The sequence below is a fragment of the Streptomyces araujoniae genome (assembly GCF_050871195.1).
GTDB lineage: Bacteria > Actinomycetota > Actinomycetes > Streptomycetales > Streptomycetaceae > Streptomyces > Streptomyces bacillaris.
The window spans coordinates 1,207,064-1,221,875 of the sequence record NZ_CP194070.1 but is presented as its reverse complement, the minus strand read 5'-3'; the positions used below and the strand labels follow the sequence as shown (position 1 = coordinate 1,221,875).

Below are 14,812 nucleotides of genomic sequence, written 5' to 3'. Positions count from 1 at the left end.
ACGCGCCCACCCCGGGAACCCGCGGACCGATCACCGCGGACGCCGGGCGTCGAGCACCAATCGACCGAAGACCGAAGAAGGGACCACCTCCGCCATGTCGACGGGCAGTTCATCTCCAGGCACGACCCGGCAGACCGGCACGACCCGGCAGACCGGCGACACCGGCGGGATCAACACCTACAAAGGTGAGGACCGCGCCCTGCGCGCCAACCGCCTCGGCACCCCCGGCCTGCTCCTCTCCGTGCTCGCCGCCAGCGCCCCCCTGATGGTGGTCGCCGGGGTGATGCCCACGGTCTTCGGTGTGATGGGCATCGTCGGAACGCCCCTCCTCTTCGTCATCCTCGGCGCCGTCCTGATGCTGTTCAGCGTCGGCTACGCGGAGATGAGCCGGCACGTCCACAACGCCGGGGCCTTCTACGCGTACATCGCCCGCGGCCTCGGCCCGACCGCCGGTGCCGGTGCCTCGCTGGTGGCGCTGGTGGCGTACAGCGCGATGCAGGTCGGCATCTACGGGATCCTCGGCTTCGAGGCCTCCGTCATCCTCTCCACGTACGCCGGTGTCGACGTGCAGTGGTGGATACCCGCGCTGATCGCGGTGGTCGTCGTCGGGGTCCTCGGCTGGCTGAAGATCGACCTCAACGCCAAGGTGCTCGGCGTCCTGCTGGTCATCGAGTGCGTGCTCGTCGTGGTCTTCGACATCGCCGCCGTCTCCGAACCGGGCCCCGAGGGGCTCTCGTTCCAGGCGTTCAACCCCGAGACCCTCACCGGGGCCGGGCTCTCCACCGCGCTCTGCTTCTGCATCGCCGCGTTCGTCGGCTTCGAGCAGGCGCCGGTCTACGCGGAGGAGACGAGCCGTCCGCAGATCGTGGTCTCCCGGGTGATGTTCCTCGCCGTCGGGTACGCGGCGGTCTTCCTGGCCCTCAGCTCCTGGGCCCTGACCGTGGCCGTCGGACCGGCCTCCATCGCGGACACCTCCCTGAAGGAGGGCCCGGGCATGCTCTTCGGCCTCACCGAGACCCGGCTCGGCTCCACCTTCACCGACGTCCTGCACGTCCTCTTCGTCACCGGCATCTTCGCGGCGCTCCTCAGCTTCCACAACGTGGTCGCCCGCTACGGGTTCGCGATGGGCCGCGAGGGGCTGCTGCCCGCCCGCTTCGGCCGCACCAACCGGGCGAGCGGCGCCCCCGGCATCGGCTCGCTGCTCCAGTCCGTCATCTCCGCGGTGATCGTCCTGGCCTTCGCCCTCAGCGACGACAACCACATCGGCGACCCCACCGTCCCCGTCCTGCGCCTCTTCACCTGGATGGGCAACGTGGGCGCGCTCGGCGTGATCCTGCTGATGGCCGCCGCCTCGTTCGCCGTCATCGCGTTCTTCGTCAAGCGCGGCGCGGGCCGGGTCCAGGCCCCGCGCCTGGTCGCCTCCGGCCTCGCCGGGATCGCGCTGCTGTCGATCGCCGTCTTCACCGTCCGCGACTTCGACGTCCTCGTGGGCTCCGGCTCCGGCTCGGCCCTCAACTGGCTGCTGCCCGGCGTGATCGTCCTCGCCCTCGTCGGCGGTCTGGTCTACGGGGCGGTGCTGCGCAGGGTCAAGCCCGAGGTGCACGCCCGGATCGGGCTGGGCAACGAGGCGTTCCAGCTGGAGAAGGCGGCCGAGAGCGAGTCGGGCCGCCGCTGACCGCTCCGTGCCCGCGCGGAAGGAGCCGCCCGCCCCGGCCCCGTACACGAAAGGGAACGCCCGCCCCGGCCCCGTACGCCAAAGGGAACGCCCGCCCCGGTACGGCACCGGGGCGGGCGTTCCCTCGTACGGAGGCGGCTACAGCAGCCACGACAGCGGCAGGATGAAGGCGATGGCCACCACGGAGATGATCGTCTCCATGACCGACCAGGTCTTCACCGTCTGCCCGACGTCCATCCCGAAGTACTCCTTCACCAGCCAGAACCCGGCGTCGTTCACATGGCTGAAGAAGAGCGAACCGGCACCGATCGCCAGCACGAGCAGGGCCGCGTGCGAGGTCGACATGTCGGCCGCGAGCGGGGCGACCAGACCGGCGGCGGAGATGGTGGCGACGGTGGCCGAGCCGGTGGCGAGGCGGATCGCGACGGCGATCAGCCAGCCGAGCAGCAGCGCGGGGATCGCCCAGTTCTCGGAGAAGTCCAGGATCATCTGGCCCACCCCGGCGTCGATCAGCGTCTGCTTGAAGCCACCGCCCGCGCCGACGATCAGCAGGATGCCCGCGATCGGGGCGAGCGACTTCTCCACGGTCCCGGCGAGCCTGCCCCGGGTGAACCCGGCGGCCCGGCCGAGGGTGACCATGCCCAGCAGCACGGCGGCGAGCAGCGCGATCATCGGCGAACCGATCACGTCCGTCACCCGCTGGAACCCGTTCTCCGGGTCGTCGACGACGATCTCGACGAGCGCCTTGAGCAGCATGAGCACGACCGGCAGCAGGATCGTCACCAGGGTGGCGCCGAAGCTCGGACGGCGGTCCAGCTCCTCGGAAGGACGCTGCGGGATCATCTTCTCCGGCGGCTCGATGTCCACCCAGCGCGCGGCGTACCGGGAGAAGACCGGACCGGCGATGATCACCGTCGGGATGGCCACCAGCACGCCGAGCGCCAGCGTCACCCCGAGGTTGGCGTCCAGGGCGTCGATCGCGACCAGCGGGCCGGGGTGCGGCGGGATCAGCCCGTGCATCACGGAGAGTCCGGCCAGCGCCGGGATGCCGATCCGCATCAGGGAGAAGTTGCCGCGCTTGGCGACGAGCAGCACCACCGGGATCATCAGCACGATCCCGACCTCGAAGAAGAGCGGCAGTCCGATGATCGAGGCGATGAGGACCATCGCCCACGGCATCGCCCCGCGGCTCGCCCTGGCCAGGATGGTGTCGACGATCTGGTCCGCCCCGCCCGAATCCGCGAGCAGTTTGCCCAGGATGGCGCCGAGCGCGATGAGCACGCCCACGCTCGCGACGGTGGAGCCGAGGCCCGCGGTGAAGCTGGCGATCGTGTCGGCCGGCGCCGCCCCCGCGAAGGAGCCGAGCGCCAGCGAACCGATGGTCAGCGCCAGGAACGCGTGCATCTTGAGCTTGGTGATCAGGAGAACGATGACGGCGATGCCCGCCAGGACGGCGATGCCCAGCTGCGCGTTGCCTGCCGAGGTGATCGGTTCGGCGGCGTCCGCTGCCAGCATCTCGACGCTGAGACTGGTCACGGTGGTGGTCCTTAGGTGTCGAGCCGGCGCAGCGCGGCGACGGCTCGCTGGGTGATTTCCGTAGGGGTGCCGGACACGTCGACATCCACCCCGGCCTCGTCGGCCTGGAGCGGCTGCAACGTCGCGAACTGGGAGTCGAGCAGCGCGGTGGGCATGAAGTGCCCCTTGCGGTCCGCCATCCGCTCCTCGATCAGCGCCCGGTCGCCGGTCAGATGCAGGAAGAGCGCGTCGGGCGCCCCGGCCCGCAGCCGGTCGCGGTACGACCGCTTCAGCGCCGAGCTGGAGACCACCCCGCCGAGCCCCGCCCGCCCGCGCGCCCACTCACCGATGGCGTCGAGCCACGGCCACCGGTCGTCGTCGTCCAGGGGGGTGCCGGCCGACATCTTCTCGATGTTGGCCGGGGGGTGGAAGTCGTCGCCTTCGGCGTACGGAACGCCGAGTTCGGCGGCGAGCAGGGGACCGATCGTGGTCTTGCCGGTTCCTGCTACGCCCATCACCACGACGACGTGGGGGGTGCTCATGGGGTGCCTCGCTGTCTCGCTGTCGTCCTCGACATCGGTCCGTCGCGCTACTGAAACCCATTAGGTACGACTTATTCAAGAGTCTGTGACACATACGTCGTACTTTTTGTTCCGGAGGGCCGCCCCGTAGGCTTGCCCCATGACCACACAGAGCCAGGGGTTGCATACGCATGTGCTGGACACCCTGGGTCTGGAGATCACCTCCGGCCAGTGCCCGCCCGGCAGCGTCCTACGCACCGACGAACTGGCCCAGCGCTTCGACGTCTCCCGTACGGTGGTCCGCGAAGTGGTCCGGGTCCTGGAGTCCATGCACCTGGTGGAGTCCCGCCGCCGGGTCGGGGTGACCGTCCGCCCCACCGAGACGTGGAACGTGTACGACCCCCGGGTCATCCGCTGGCGGCTGGCCGGCGCCGACCGCCCCCGCCAGCTGCGCTCCCTCACGGTCCTGCGCTCCGCCATCGAGCCGGTCGCGGCGGGCCTCGCCGCCCGCCACGCCACCGCCGAGCAGTGCGCCGAGCTGACCGAACGCGCCCTCGGCATGGTCGCCACCTCCCGCGGCCAGCAACTGGAGGGCTACCTCGAACACGACATCGCCTTCCACCGGATCGTCCTCAACGCCTCCGGCAACGAGATGTTCGCCCGCCTCGGGGACGTGGTCGCGGAGGTCCTGGCGGGCCGCACCCACCACCAGGTGATGTTCGAGGACCCCGACCCCGCCGCCGTCACCCTCCACGTACGCCTCGCGGAGGCGGTGCGCGAGGGCGATCCGGAGGCGGCCGAGCGCATCACCAAGGAGATCGCGGTCGGGGCCCTGCACGAACTGGACGTGCTCGCTCCCTAGGGGGCGCCTTGCCCATCACGCCGGGCTCGCGGGGTCCGGCCTGACCGGCAAGGCACCCCTGGAAGCCGCCCCGGGGCGTACGGTGGTCCGCGTTCGATCTTCGCGAAGCGCGGAAGCAGGGAGAGCAGGGTTATGCCACAGCAGGTGCAGGCGGTCATCGCACCGGGGGAGAACGAGCCGGTCAGGGTCGAGACGATCGTGATCCCGGACCCCGGCCCCGGAGAGGCCGTCGTGAAGATCCAGGCGTGCGGTGTCTGCCACACCGACCTGCACTACAAGCAGGGCGGGATCAACGACGAGTTCCCCTTCCTCCTCGGCCACGAGGCGGCGGGCGTCGTGGAGTCGGTCGGCGAGGGCGTCACGGACGTCGCCCCCGGTGACTTCGTCATCCTCAACTGGCGTGCCGTGTGCGGCCAGTGCCGTGCCTGTCTGCGCGGCCGCCCCTGGTACTGCTTCGACACCCACAACGCCAAGCAGAAGATGACGCTGCTCGACGGCACGGAGCTGTCGCCCGCCCTCGGCATCGGCGCCTTCGCGGAGAAGACCCTCGTCGCCTCCGGCCAGTGCACCAAGGTCGACCCGGAGGTCGCCCCCGAGGTGGCCGGACTCCTCGGCTGCGGCGTCATGGCGGGCATCGGCGCCGCCATCAACACCGGCCAGGTCGGCCGCGGCGACTCGGTCGCCGTCATCGGCTGCGGCGGCGTCGGTGACGCGGCCATCGCCGGATCCCGGCTCGCCGGAGCGGCGAAGATCATCGCGGTCGACATCGACGACCGCAAGCTGGAGACGGCGAGGACGATGGGCGCCACCCACACCGTCAACTCCCGCACCAGCGACCCCGTCGAGGCGATCCGCGCCCTCACCGACGGCAACGGCGCCGACGTCGTCATCGAGGCCGTCGGCCGACCGGAGACGTACGAACAGGCCTTCTACGCCCGCGACCTGGCGGGAACGGTCGTCCTCGTCGGCGTCCCCACCCCGGACATGAAGCTCGAACTCCCGCTCCTGGACGTCTTCGGCCGCGGCGGCTCGCTCAAGTCCTCCTGGTACGGCGACTGCCTGCCCTCCCGCGACTTCCCGATGCTGGTCGACCTCCACCAGCAGGGCCGCCTGGACCTCGCCGCCTTCGTCACCGAGACCATCGGCCTGGGCGACGTCGAGGAGGCCTTCGCCAAGATGCACGACGGCAACGTCCTGCGCTCGGTGGTGGTCTTCTGATGACCGCCCGCATCGACCACCTGGTCACCTCCGGCACCTTCGCCCTCGACGGCGGCGAGTGGGACGTCGACAACAACGTCTGGATCGTCGGCGACGACACCGAGGCGATCGTCATCGACGCCGCCCACGACGCCGCGGCCATCGAGACCGCGCTCGGCGGCCGCACGCTGCGCGCCATCGTCTGCACCCACGCGCACAACGACCACATCGACGCCGCCCCGGCCCTCGCCGAGGCCACCGGCGCCCCGATCCTGCTCCACCCGCACGACCTGCCGCTCTGGCTCCAGACCCACCCGGAGCGGACCCCCGACGGCCCGCTGGCCGACGGCCAGGAACTGGAGATCGCCGGCATCACCCTCACGGTCCTGCACACCCCCGGCCACGCCCCCGGCGCGGTCTGCCTGTACGCCCCCGAGCTGGCCACGGTCTTCACCGGGGACACGCTCTTCCAGGGCGGCCCGGGCGCCACCGGCCGCTCCTTCTCGTCGTTCCCCACGATCATCGACTCGATCCGGGACCGGCTGCTCACGCTCCCCGGCGACACCACGGTCCGCACCGGCCACGGCGACCCCACCACGATCGGCGCCGAGGCCCCGCAGCTCGACGACTGGATCAAGCGCGGCCACTGAGCAGGTGGAGCCTCACCCCTCCGGCCAGGCGGAGAGCCGCAGCCCGCTCACGAAGCGGCGCGGCTCTCCGCTGACCGGATCGGTGAACTCCAGCCGCCGCGCCAGCAGCTGCAACGGCCGGTCCCAGTCCTCCCCGGCCCCCTCCGGCGCCACCACCGGATAGAGCGGATCGTGGCGGATCGGCACCCCGAGCGCGTTCATGTGCACCCGCAGCTGATGCGTCCGCCCGGTGGCGGGCACCAGCCGGTACCGCCCGAGCCCGCCCCGCGCCGCCACCAGCTCCACCCGGCTCTCGCTGTTCGGCTCTCCCGGCTCCTCCCGGGCGGCGAGCACCCCGCGCTCCTTCACGATCCGGCTCCGTACGGTCCGCGGAAGGGCCAGCTCCGGGTCGTACGGGGCCACCGCCTCGTACTCCTTGCGCACCAGCCGGTCCCGGAACAGCGTCTGGTACGCGCCCCGCTCCTCCGGCCGCACCACGAAGAGCACCAGCCCCGCCGTCAACCGGTCCAGCCGGTGCGCGGGCTGGAGCGAGGGCACCCCCAGCTCCCGCCGCAGCCGGGCCACCGCGGTCTGCGTGATGTGCCGCCCCCGGGGCGTGGTGGCGAGGAAGTGCGGCTTGTCCGCCACCACCAGATGTGCGTCCCGGTACACGATCCCGATGGGGAAGGGCACCGGCTCCTCGGCCGCGAAGTCCCGGTGGAACCAGAGCGTCAGCCCGGCGGCGTACGGCTCACCGGCCCGCACCGGCACTCCGTCGGCCCCCACGAACCGCTCCGCGTCGAGCATCGTCGCGACCCGCTCCGCCCCGATCGCCCCGCCGAACCGCGCGACCAGATACTCCCCGACCGTGGACCACGCCCCGCCCGGATCCTCCGTCAGCCGCACCCGTACGGCGTCGATCCCGTCCCGCTGGGGGAGGGGCCCGGCGGACGCCTTCCTGCGGCCCCTCATGCCCGCCCCTTTCGGCTCTGGCCCCGGTGACGCAAAAGAGCCCCACCGAAGTGGGGCTCCCGCTGGTGTCCGAGGGGGGACTTGAACCCCCACGCCCGATAAAGGGCACTAGCACCTCAAGCTAGCGCGTCTGCCATTCCGCCACCCGGACAAGGTGTCTGTCTCGCGGGCCCGTGCCCGTTCCGACGTGGAAAACCATAGCAAACATTCGAGGGTGCTCGATCACGCCCCGATGGCTGTGAACGGTGCGTGACGGGGGATGCACGCCCTTGGGTGCGGGACGCGGGCGCGGGAGGATGGGAGGGAGCACCACAGCGACAGCGGAAGGAAGCAGCGTGAGCGAGAGCAGCACGGGCAGGGCCGTCGGCGTCGGGGACGCCGAGAGGGAGGTCGTGGACCTCTGTCGTGACCTCATCCGGATCGACACCAGCAACTACGGCGACCACTCGGGCCCCGGTGAGCGGCTCGCCGCCGAGTACGTGGCGGAGAAGCTCGCCGAGGTGGGGCTGGAGCCGCAGATCTTCGAGTCGCACAAGGGCCGCGCCTCCACCGTCGCGCGCATCGAGGGCGAGGACCCCTCCCGGCCCGCCCTGCTCATCCACGGGCACACCGACGTGGTCCCGGCCAACGCGGCGGACTGGACGCACGACCCGTTCTCCGGGGAGATCGCGGACGGCTGCGTCTGGGGCCGGGGCGCTGTCGACATGAAGGACATGGACGCGATGACCCTCGCGGTCGTACGGGAGCGGATGCGCACCGGCCGCAAGCCCCCGCGCGACATCGTGCTGGCCTTCCTCGCGGACGAGGAGGCGGGCGGGACGTACGGGGCCCGGTATCTCGTCGACCACCACCCGGGGCTCTTCGAGGGGGTCACCGAGGCGATCAGCGAGGTCGGCGGCTTCTCCTTCACCGTCAACGAGAACCTGCGGCTCTATCTGGTGGAGACGGCCCAGAAGGGCATGCACTGGATGAAGCTCACCGTGGACGGCACCGCCGGGCACGGATCGATGATCCACAAGGACAACGCGATCACGGAGCTGTCCGAGGCGGTCGGGCGGCTGGGGCGGCACAAGTTCCCGGTGCGGGTCACCAAGACCCTGCGGCACTTCCTGGACGAGCTGTCGGACGCGCTCGGCACCGAGCTGGACCCGGAGAACATGGACGAGACGCTGGCCAAGCTCGGCGGCATCGCCAAGCTGATCGGCGCCTCCCTCCAGAACACCGCCAACCCCACCCAGCTCGGCGCGGGCTACAAGGTCAACGTGATCCCGGGCCAGGCCACCGCCCACGTCGACGGCCGGTTCCTGCCGGGATACGAGGAGGAGTTCCTCGCCGACCTGGACCGGATCCTGGGCCCCCGGGTGAAGCGGGAGGACGTCCACGCGGACAAGGCCCTGGAGACCACGTTCGACGGGGCCCTGGTCGACGCCATGCAGACCGCGCTGGTGGCCGAGGACCCGATCGCCCGCGCCGTGCCGTACATGCTCTCGGCCGGCACCGACGCCAAGTCCTTCGACGACCTGGGCATCCGGGGCTTCGGCTTCGCCCCGCTGAAGCTGCCCCCGGAGCTGGACTTCGCCGGGATGTTCCACGGCGTCGACGAGCGCGTCCCGGTCGACGGTCTGCAGTTCGGGGTGCGGGTGCTCGACCGGTTCATCGACCACAGCTGACCGGTCCCGTCCGCAATTCGCCCGCCTGTGCGTATATGACCGAAAGAGTGAAACGGGCCGTTCACACGTAGCCCCGCTCCCCCCTCCTCGTTACAAGTTTTGCGGTCCGCGGCTGGGACCGCACTTTCCAACTAGGAGGAATCATGATCAAGAAGGTCGTCGCAGTTGCGGCTGCCACCGGTGGCCTCGTTCTCGCGGGTGCGGGCATGGCTTCCGCCGACGCGGGCGCCCAGGGTGCGGCCATCGGCAGCCCCGGCGTGCTCTCCGGCAACGTCGTCCAGGTCCCGATCCACGTGCCGGTGAACGTCTGCGGCAACACGGTCTCCGTGATCGGGCTGCTGAACCCCGCCTTCGGCAACACCTGCGTCAACGCGTGACGTTGCGTCAACCCGTAAGGGTTTGAGCTCGGTCGGTCCCGGAGTGCGTGCCATGCACTCCGGGACCGTTCGGCATTCGGCTCCCGCACGGTCATGTCCGGGGGTTTTTCGGAAGGCAGAAGGCAGGAAACGAACCTATGCGACAGGTCACTCGTAAAGGCCTGATCACCATGGCGGCGGCGGGCGGGGTCCTCGCTCTCAGTGGCGGCTACGCCCACGCCGACGCCGGGGCGGCCTCGACGGCCACCGGCTCACCGGGCGTGCTGTCCGGGAACTCGGTCTCGGTCCCGATCGACATCCCGGTCAACGTCTGCGGCAACTCGGTCACCGTCGGCGGTCTCATCAACCCGACGTTCGGCAACGACTGCCAGAACGGGCCGTCGGCGCCGAGCCACGGCTCCGGAACGCAGAACCGTATCGGCGGCGGCTCCGCCGACGGGGCCCAGGCCGGCAACACGGCCCAGGCCGGGGACACCACCGCCACCGACCGGACCGGCGAGCCCGGCACGGGCCGTCACCGGGCGGGCGGGGCCGGTGCGGAAGGGGTCGCGCAGGGCTCGCCCGGCATCCTCTCCGGCAACATGGTCCAGGCGCCGGTCAGCGTCCCCGTGAACGTCTGCGGCAACAGCGTCTCCGTCATCGGGCTGCTGAACCCGACCTTCGGCAACAGCTGCTCCAACGACGCCACACCGCCTCCGCCGCCCCCGACGCCGGAGGAGCCGCAGAAGCCCCCGGTCACGCCGGAGAAGCCGGTCGACCCGCCGGCCAACCAGCCGCCCGAGCCGAACGCGCCCGAGCCCCAGCTCGACCCGGAGGAGCAGCTCGCCCAGACCGGTGCGGGCGGCATGGAGATGCTCATCCCGGCCAGCGCCGGACTGATGCTGGCCGGCCTGGGATCGGTGCTCTACCGCCGCTCCCGCAGCGCCGCCTGACCCGGGCACGTACACCGGGAACAGCGGTACGGACAGCGAGCAGGTGAACACGGACGGGCCCCGCGATCCGCGGGGCCCGTTCCCGTGTCATCGCTCGTCGGACGCCCGGGGCATCGGATACCCGTGGCCCCGGGTGACCGCTGGTGTCACCAGGTGGCTCGCAGCTGACGGATGATCCGCCGGCGCAGCCGGACCCTCCGGCTGCCGTCCAGGCGCAGCGTCAGACGGTCCAGTTCCCAGTGTCCGTACTCGGCGTGGTCGGTCAGGATTCGGGCCGCTTCCTGGCGGGTGACCCCGCGCGGCACGTACACGTCGACAAATTCGTATTCCGGCATCGCATCTATTGTGCGGGCAGAGCCCCGGTACGGATAGCGTCTGCACTATGTCTGATGCTGCGCAGCCCACCGCTGCCGAGGTACGTGCCGCCGCCGAGGCGGTCAAAGCCGCGATCGACCGTCACCTCGACGCGGTCGAACGCCGTACCGGGGACGACGACCCCGCCGTCTACGAAGCGTTCAACTCACTGGCCGCCGCTGCCGAGGTCTACGACGAACTCCTCTACGACCGCTACGACGAGGTCACCCCCTTCGAGATCCCCGGCGCGGACGACACCCTGCCGCCCTACGCCGGACCCGCCGAGCCCAGCGCGCTGAGCGTGCTGATCCGGCGCGACTACGCGGTCGCGGAACCCCAGCGGCTGCTCGCCCAGGCACAGCGCCTCGCCGACCTCGACGCGGGACCCGGCGCGAACGGCTCCGCCACCCCGGTGGTCGGCACCAGCGTCCACGCCGCGCTCGGCATGCTCTTCGGGGAGTACGAACCCGACGAGATCGCCTCCCGGCACAAGGAGTTCGGCCTGGAGGAGGGTGACTCCACCCTCTGGGTCTCCGCCGCCGAGGCGCTCCCGGAGCCGGGGGAGTGGCTCGCCGCACCCTTCGAGGACGCCGACCCCGAGCTGGTGGTCTGCCGCTTCGACGTCAGCGCCGTCTTCGACGAGGAGGAGCTCGACGAGGAGCTGGACGAACCGGCGGCCGGCCGCGCATGACAGGGCAGCGGGCCCCGGCGCGGTGGTGCGCCGGGGCCCGCTCGCGCGTGCTGGTCAGGAAGCCGCGTCGGGCGTCGGCAGCGCCTCCAGAAGCGGGCGCAGCCGGGTCGTCCGCTCCGGGGCCGGGACCTGCGCCACCGCGTGCGGGAGCGCCTGGTCCACCCCGTGCACCACGGACAGATGCCGCTCGCCCCGGCCGAACGCCGTGTAGACCCACGGGCGGCTGAGCCCCGCCGCCGCGTCGCCCGGCAGCACCACCACCGCGGCGGGCCAGCGCATCCCGGCCGCCTGGTGGGCACTGAGCGCCCAGCCGTGCCGCACCACCGCCTCCACCCGCTCCTGCGGTACGACGACGGGGGTGCCGTCGCAGTCCAGATGCAGCCCCTCCACGTCGGCCGAGCGCACCACTCCGGGCACCGTGCGGCCGGGCGCGGGGACATGGACCACGCGGTCGCCCGGGTCGAACCCGCCGAACCGGCCGGGGCCGGGGTTGAGCCGCTGCTTCAGGGCCTCGTTGAGCGCCCGGGTCCCGGCCGCCCCGCCATGGCCGACCGTGATGACCTGGGTGTCGGCGGCGGGGATCGAGAACGCCCGGGGCACCGAGTCCGCGACCAGCTGCACCGTACGGTGGACCGCCTCGCCCGCGTCCCGGACGGGGACGATCACGACCTCCTTGCCCGGGGCCGCCACCTGGTTCAGCTCCCCGATGCCGATCCCGGAGACCAGCTCGCCGATGGGCCCGGGGTCCGGCGTACGGGAGACGACCTGCGGGCACGCGCGTGCGGCCAGCACATCGGCGAAGACCCGCCCGGCCCCCGCCGAACCCAGCACCCCGGGGTCACCGCTCAGCACCAGCCGGGCCCCGTCCGCCAGCGCCTCGACGAGGACCGCCGCGCCCTCCACGTCCAGCTGCGGGGCGTCCAGCACCACCAGCAGGTCCAGGGCGAGCGCCCCGTCCTCGTCCCGGCCCGGGCCCTCGGTGCCGGAGAGCAGCCCGGCCAGGGTGACCGCCGCCTCCGGGGCGCCGACGGCCTCGGCCAGTCTGCGGCGGCCGTCCTCGCTGTGGGCGGCGCCCAGGGCCCGCAGCCCCAGGCCCCGCGCCGCGGCGATCAGGGCGGCGGGCTCGGCCCGGGCCGCCTCGCCGCCGCTGTGGACGACGAGCCCGGCGGTGGCCGCCGTACGGATCAGCTCGGCGGCCGAGGGGGAGGGGGCGGCAGCGGCCGCCTCCGCCCAGTCGGCGCCCTTCTCGCAGGCGTTCAGCAGCCGGGCCAGGCCGTCGGCGAGGCTCTCCTCGGCCAGTGCGTAGCGGTCCAGGCCCAGCAGCACCTGGACCGGCTCCGGCGCCTCGGCCTCCTCGCCCTCGGGGGCGCCCTCTTCCGCCGGGTCCCCGGCCTCTGCGTCCCCTTCTCCTTCGAACCCGGCCTCCGCGCCCTCCTGGAAGACCAGGGCCACGCCCTCCTCCACGGCGTGGCGTACGGCCTCGTCCGGGTCGGGCACCGCCCGCTCGGCGAGCGCCGCCCGCACGGCCTCGGCGTCCAGCGCGGTGTGCCCCTGGAGGGCGGCGCGCTCCAGCACCCACCCGACCAGGGCGGCCGTGCGGCGCCCGTCGTCCGGCCCGCAGCCGGCGCCGAGCAGGGCCCGGGCGAAGCCGTCCGCCTGCTCGGGCCGGACGCCGGGGACGGCCAGCAGCTGCCAGGGGTCGGCGCGCAGCAGCTCGGCGGTCTGTTCGCCCAGCGTCCCGGTGGCCGGGCGGGCCAGTGCCTCGGGGGCCCCGCCCTCGGTGAGGACCGCCCGCACCGCGTCCACGGCCTCGGGGGAGGCGGCCGGGCGCTCCACGGGGGCGGCGGCCGGATCGGGGCGCCGGGGGGTTGCGGCGGGGGCCGGGGCGGCGCGGCGGGGCGTGGGCGTGCCGAGGTGCGAGTCGAAGAACTCGGTGCCCGCCTTCGCGCCGCTCTCCACGGCCCGGACGGCGGCGAGCAGGTCGGCCGCGGTGCCGCTCAGCTTCGTACCGGCGGCGACGGGGCCGTCCTTGGCCGCCTTGCGCTGGGCGATCCGCTCGCGCAGCTCCCGCTGGGCGGCCAGCTCGGCCTGTGCCTCGGAGAGCGCGGGCGCGGCGGCGTCCCCGTCCCCTTCCCCCTCCCCGTCGGCGGCAGCGCCCGCGGTGTCACCGGTGTTCTCGGTGGACCCGGTGGCCTCATCGGCGGCAGCCTCCACAGCCTCACCGGTGCCGGCGGCGGAGGCCCCGGAGTCCGTGGCCCCGGCGTCGGCGGCGTCGGGCGCTTCGGCGCGCGCGGGGGCCCCGGTGTCGGTGGCCTCCGCGGGCTCGTCGCCCTCCGGTGTGTCCGTGCCGGCGGTGCCGGGGGTCTCCCCGGGAAGCGCAGTCACAGCGTGCTCCAGTCCTGGTCGGGATAGCGGTGCACGGGCGCCGACACATCGTCGAGCGCCTGGCAGATCTCGTAGGGAAGAGTAAGCGTCTCCACTGACAGCGCCTCGGTGAGCTGCGCGGCGTTGCGCGCGCCGACGATCGGGGCGGCCACCCCGGGGCGGTCCCGCACCCAGGCCAGCGCCACCTGCAGGGGGCTCGTCGCCAGCCCGTCCGCCGCCGTCGCCACCGCGTCGGTGATCCGGGCCGCCGCGTCGTCGAGATAGGGCTCGACGAAGGGGGCCAGCAGCTCGGAGGCGCCCCGGGAGTCGGACGGGGTCCCTTGGCGGTACTTGCCGGTCAGCACCCCGCGCCCCAGCGGCGAGGACGGCAGCACCCCGATGCCGAGGTCCAGCGCGGCGGGCAGCACCTCCCGCTCGATGCCCCGCTGGAGCAGCGAGTACTCCATCTGCGTACTGGCCAGCCGGGTGCGCACCCCGGGCGCGGCGAGCTGCCAGGTGGCGGCCTTGGCCAGCTGCCAGCCGCAGAAGTTCGACACGCCCGCGTAGCGGACCCGGCCCGAGGAGACCGCCAGGTCCACCGCCTGGAGCGTCTCCTCCAGCGGGGTCTGCGGGTCGAAGGCGTGGACCTGCCACAGATCCACGTGGTCCGTGCCGAGCCGCTCCAGCGAGGCGTCCAGGGCGGCCAGCAGATGCCCGCGCGAGCCGTTGACCCTGCGGTACGGGTCGGGGACGTTGCCCGCCTTCGTGGAGATGACCAGATCCTCCCGTGGCACGAGGCTGTCCAGGAGCTGCCCGAGCATGAGTTCGGCCTCTCCGCCCCCGTACACGTCGGCGGTGTCCACCAGGGTGCCGCCCGCGTCCCAGAAGGCCTTGAGCTGGTCGGCGGCGTCGTGCTCGTCCGTGTCCCGGCCCCAGGTGAGGGTGCCGAGCCCGATCCGGGACACGCGTAGGCCGGTGCGGCCGAGATGCCTCTGCTCCATGGGCGCGAGATTACTGGCCACGGCCCCACCGGGTGGAAGCCTGTGGACAACG

General features: G+C 72.6%; 14 protein-coding genes and 1 tRNA gene. 8 read left to right on the top strand and 7 right to left on the bottom strand.

The window, feature by feature from the left end; translation table 11 throughout:
• Positions 1–94: 94 nt before the first annotated feature.
• Entirely contained in the window at positions 95–1,675 is a 1,581-nt protein-coding gene (locus tag ACQ9ZG_RS05115) for an APC family permease (protein ID WP_109917197.1), read from the top strand.
• A 138-nt stretch (positions 1,676–1,813) separates the two neighbouring features.
• Here the strand turns inward: ACQ9ZG_RS05115 and ACQ9ZG_RS05110 are convergent, their stop codons facing one another.
• Together ACQ9ZG_RS05110 and ACQ9ZG_RS05105 are read right to left on the bottom strand one after the other, a co-directional pair.
• The gene (locus ACQ9ZG_RS05110; protein ID WP_099219596.1) at positions 1,814–3,211 is read right to left on the bottom strand and encodes a GntP family permease; all 1,398 of its coding nucleotides are present in this window, start codon (positions 3,209–3,211) and stop codon (positions 1,814–1,816) included.
• An 11-nt stretch (positions 3,212–3,222) separates the two neighbouring features.
• Complete coding sequence (locus tag ACQ9ZG_RS05105) at positions 3,223–3,732, bottom strand: gluconokinase (RefSeq protein ID WP_028419962.1); 510 nt, start codon at positions 3,730–3,732, stop codon at positions 3,223–3,225.
• Positions 3,733–3,871: 139 nt separating this feature from the next.
• Here ACQ9ZG_RS05105 and ACQ9ZG_RS05100 point away from each other — a divergent pair, with 139 nt between their 5' ends.
• From ACQ9ZG_RS05100 to ACQ9ZG_RS05090, 3 genes are all read left to right on the top strand, one after another.
• A complete protein-coding gene (locus ACQ9ZG_RS05100; RefSeq protein ID WP_084996279.1) occupies positions 3,872–4,573 on the top strand; it encodes a FadR/GntR family transcriptional regulator in 702 nt (233 codons plus the stop codon).
• A 132-nt stretch (positions 4,574–4,705) separates the two neighbouring features.
• Complete coding sequence (locus ACQ9ZG_RS05095) at positions 4,706–5,791, top strand: S-(hydroxymethyl)mycothiol dehydrogenase (RefSeq protein WP_109917196.1); 1,086 nt, start codon at positions 4,706–4,708, stop codon at positions 5,789–5,791.
• A complete protein-coding gene (locus tag ACQ9ZG_RS05090) occupies positions 5,791–6,420 on the top strand; it encodes an MBL fold metallo-hydrolase (RefSeq protein WP_018487923.1) in 630 nt (209 codons plus the stop codon). The genes ACQ9ZG_RS05095 and ACQ9ZG_RS05090 overlap by 1 nt, the downstream gene beginning before the upstream one ends.
• Positions 6,421–6,432: 12 nt before the next feature.
• Here the strand turns inward: ACQ9ZG_RS05090 and ACQ9ZG_RS05085 are convergent, their stop codons facing one another.
• Together ACQ9ZG_RS05085 and ACQ9ZG_RS05080 are read right to left on the bottom strand one after the other, a co-directional pair.
• Positions 6,433–7,371, bottom strand: a complete 939-nt coding sequence (locus ACQ9ZG_RS05085) for an RluA family pseudouridine synthase (RefSeq protein ID WP_109917195.1) — start codon at positions 7,369–7,371, stop codon at positions 6,433–6,435.
• A gap of 63 nt (positions 7,372–7,434) precedes the next feature.
• Positions 7,435–7,522: transfer RNA gene (locus ACQ9ZG_RS05080), tRNA-Leu, on the bottom strand.
• A gap of 184 nt (positions 7,523–7,706) precedes the next feature.
• Between ACQ9ZG_RS05080 and ACQ9ZG_RS05075 the strand changes: the two genes are divergently transcribed.
• From ACQ9ZG_RS05075 to ACQ9ZG_RS05065, 3 genes are all read left to right on the top strand, one after another.
• On the top strand, positions 7,707–9,041 hold the full coding sequence (locus tag ACQ9ZG_RS05075) for a M20/M25/M40 family metallo-hydrolase (protein ID WP_018487921.1): 1,335 nt from the start codon (positions 7,707–7,709) through the stop codon (positions 9,039–9,041).
• Positions 9,042–9,184: 143 nt separating this feature from the next.
• Positions 9,185–9,418 carry a chaplin ChpH gene (chpH, locus tag ACQ9ZG_RS05070; protein WP_018487920.1) on the top strand — a complete coding sequence of 78 codons (234 nt, stop codon included), beginning with the start codon at positions 9,185–9,187 and terminating at the stop codon, positions 9,416–9,418.
• A 137-nt stretch (positions 9,419–9,555) separates the two neighbouring features.
• A complete protein-coding gene (locus ACQ9ZG_RS05065) occupies positions 9,556–10,350 on the top strand; it encodes a chaplin (protein ID WP_099219593.1) in 795 nt (264 codons plus the stop codon).
• Between the two features lie 146 nt (positions 10,351–10,496).
• Here ACQ9ZG_RS05065 and ACQ9ZG_RS05060 read toward each other — a convergent pair whose 3' ends face one another.
• The gene (locus ACQ9ZG_RS05060) at positions 10,497–10,685 is read right to left on the bottom strand and encodes a DUF5703 family protein (RefSeq protein ID WP_026237501.1); all 189 of its coding nucleotides are present in this window, start codon (positions 10,683–10,685) and stop codon (positions 10,497–10,499) included.
• Between the two features lie 47 nt (positions 10,686–10,732).
• Here ACQ9ZG_RS05060 and ACQ9ZG_RS05055 point away from each other — a divergent pair, with 47 nt between their 5' ends.
• Positions 10,733–11,395: a hypothetical protein gene (locus ACQ9ZG_RS05055; protein WP_028419968.1), complete on the top strand. Its 663-nt coding sequence runs from the start codon at positions 10,733–10,735 to the stop codon at positions 11,393–11,395.
• A 54-nt stretch (positions 11,396–11,449) separates the two neighbouring features.
• Here ACQ9ZG_RS05055 and ACQ9ZG_RS05050 read toward each other — a convergent pair whose 3' ends face one another.
• Positions 11,450–13,780, bottom strand: a complete 2,331-nt coding sequence (locus ACQ9ZG_RS05050) for a helix-hairpin-helix domain-containing protein (RefSeq protein WP_499279991.1) — start codon at positions 13,778–13,780, stop codon at positions 11,450–11,452.
• Positions 13,777–14,760 carry an aldo/keto reductase gene (locus ACQ9ZG_RS05045; protein ID WP_028419970.1) on the bottom strand — a complete coding sequence of 328 codons (984 nt, stop codon included), beginning with the start codon at positions 14,758–14,760 and terminating at the stop codon, positions 13,777–13,779. Before ACQ9ZG_RS05045 ends, ACQ9ZG_RS05050 begins: the two co-directional genes overlap by 4 nt.
• Between the last annotated feature and the right edge of the window lie 52 nt (positions 14,761–14,812).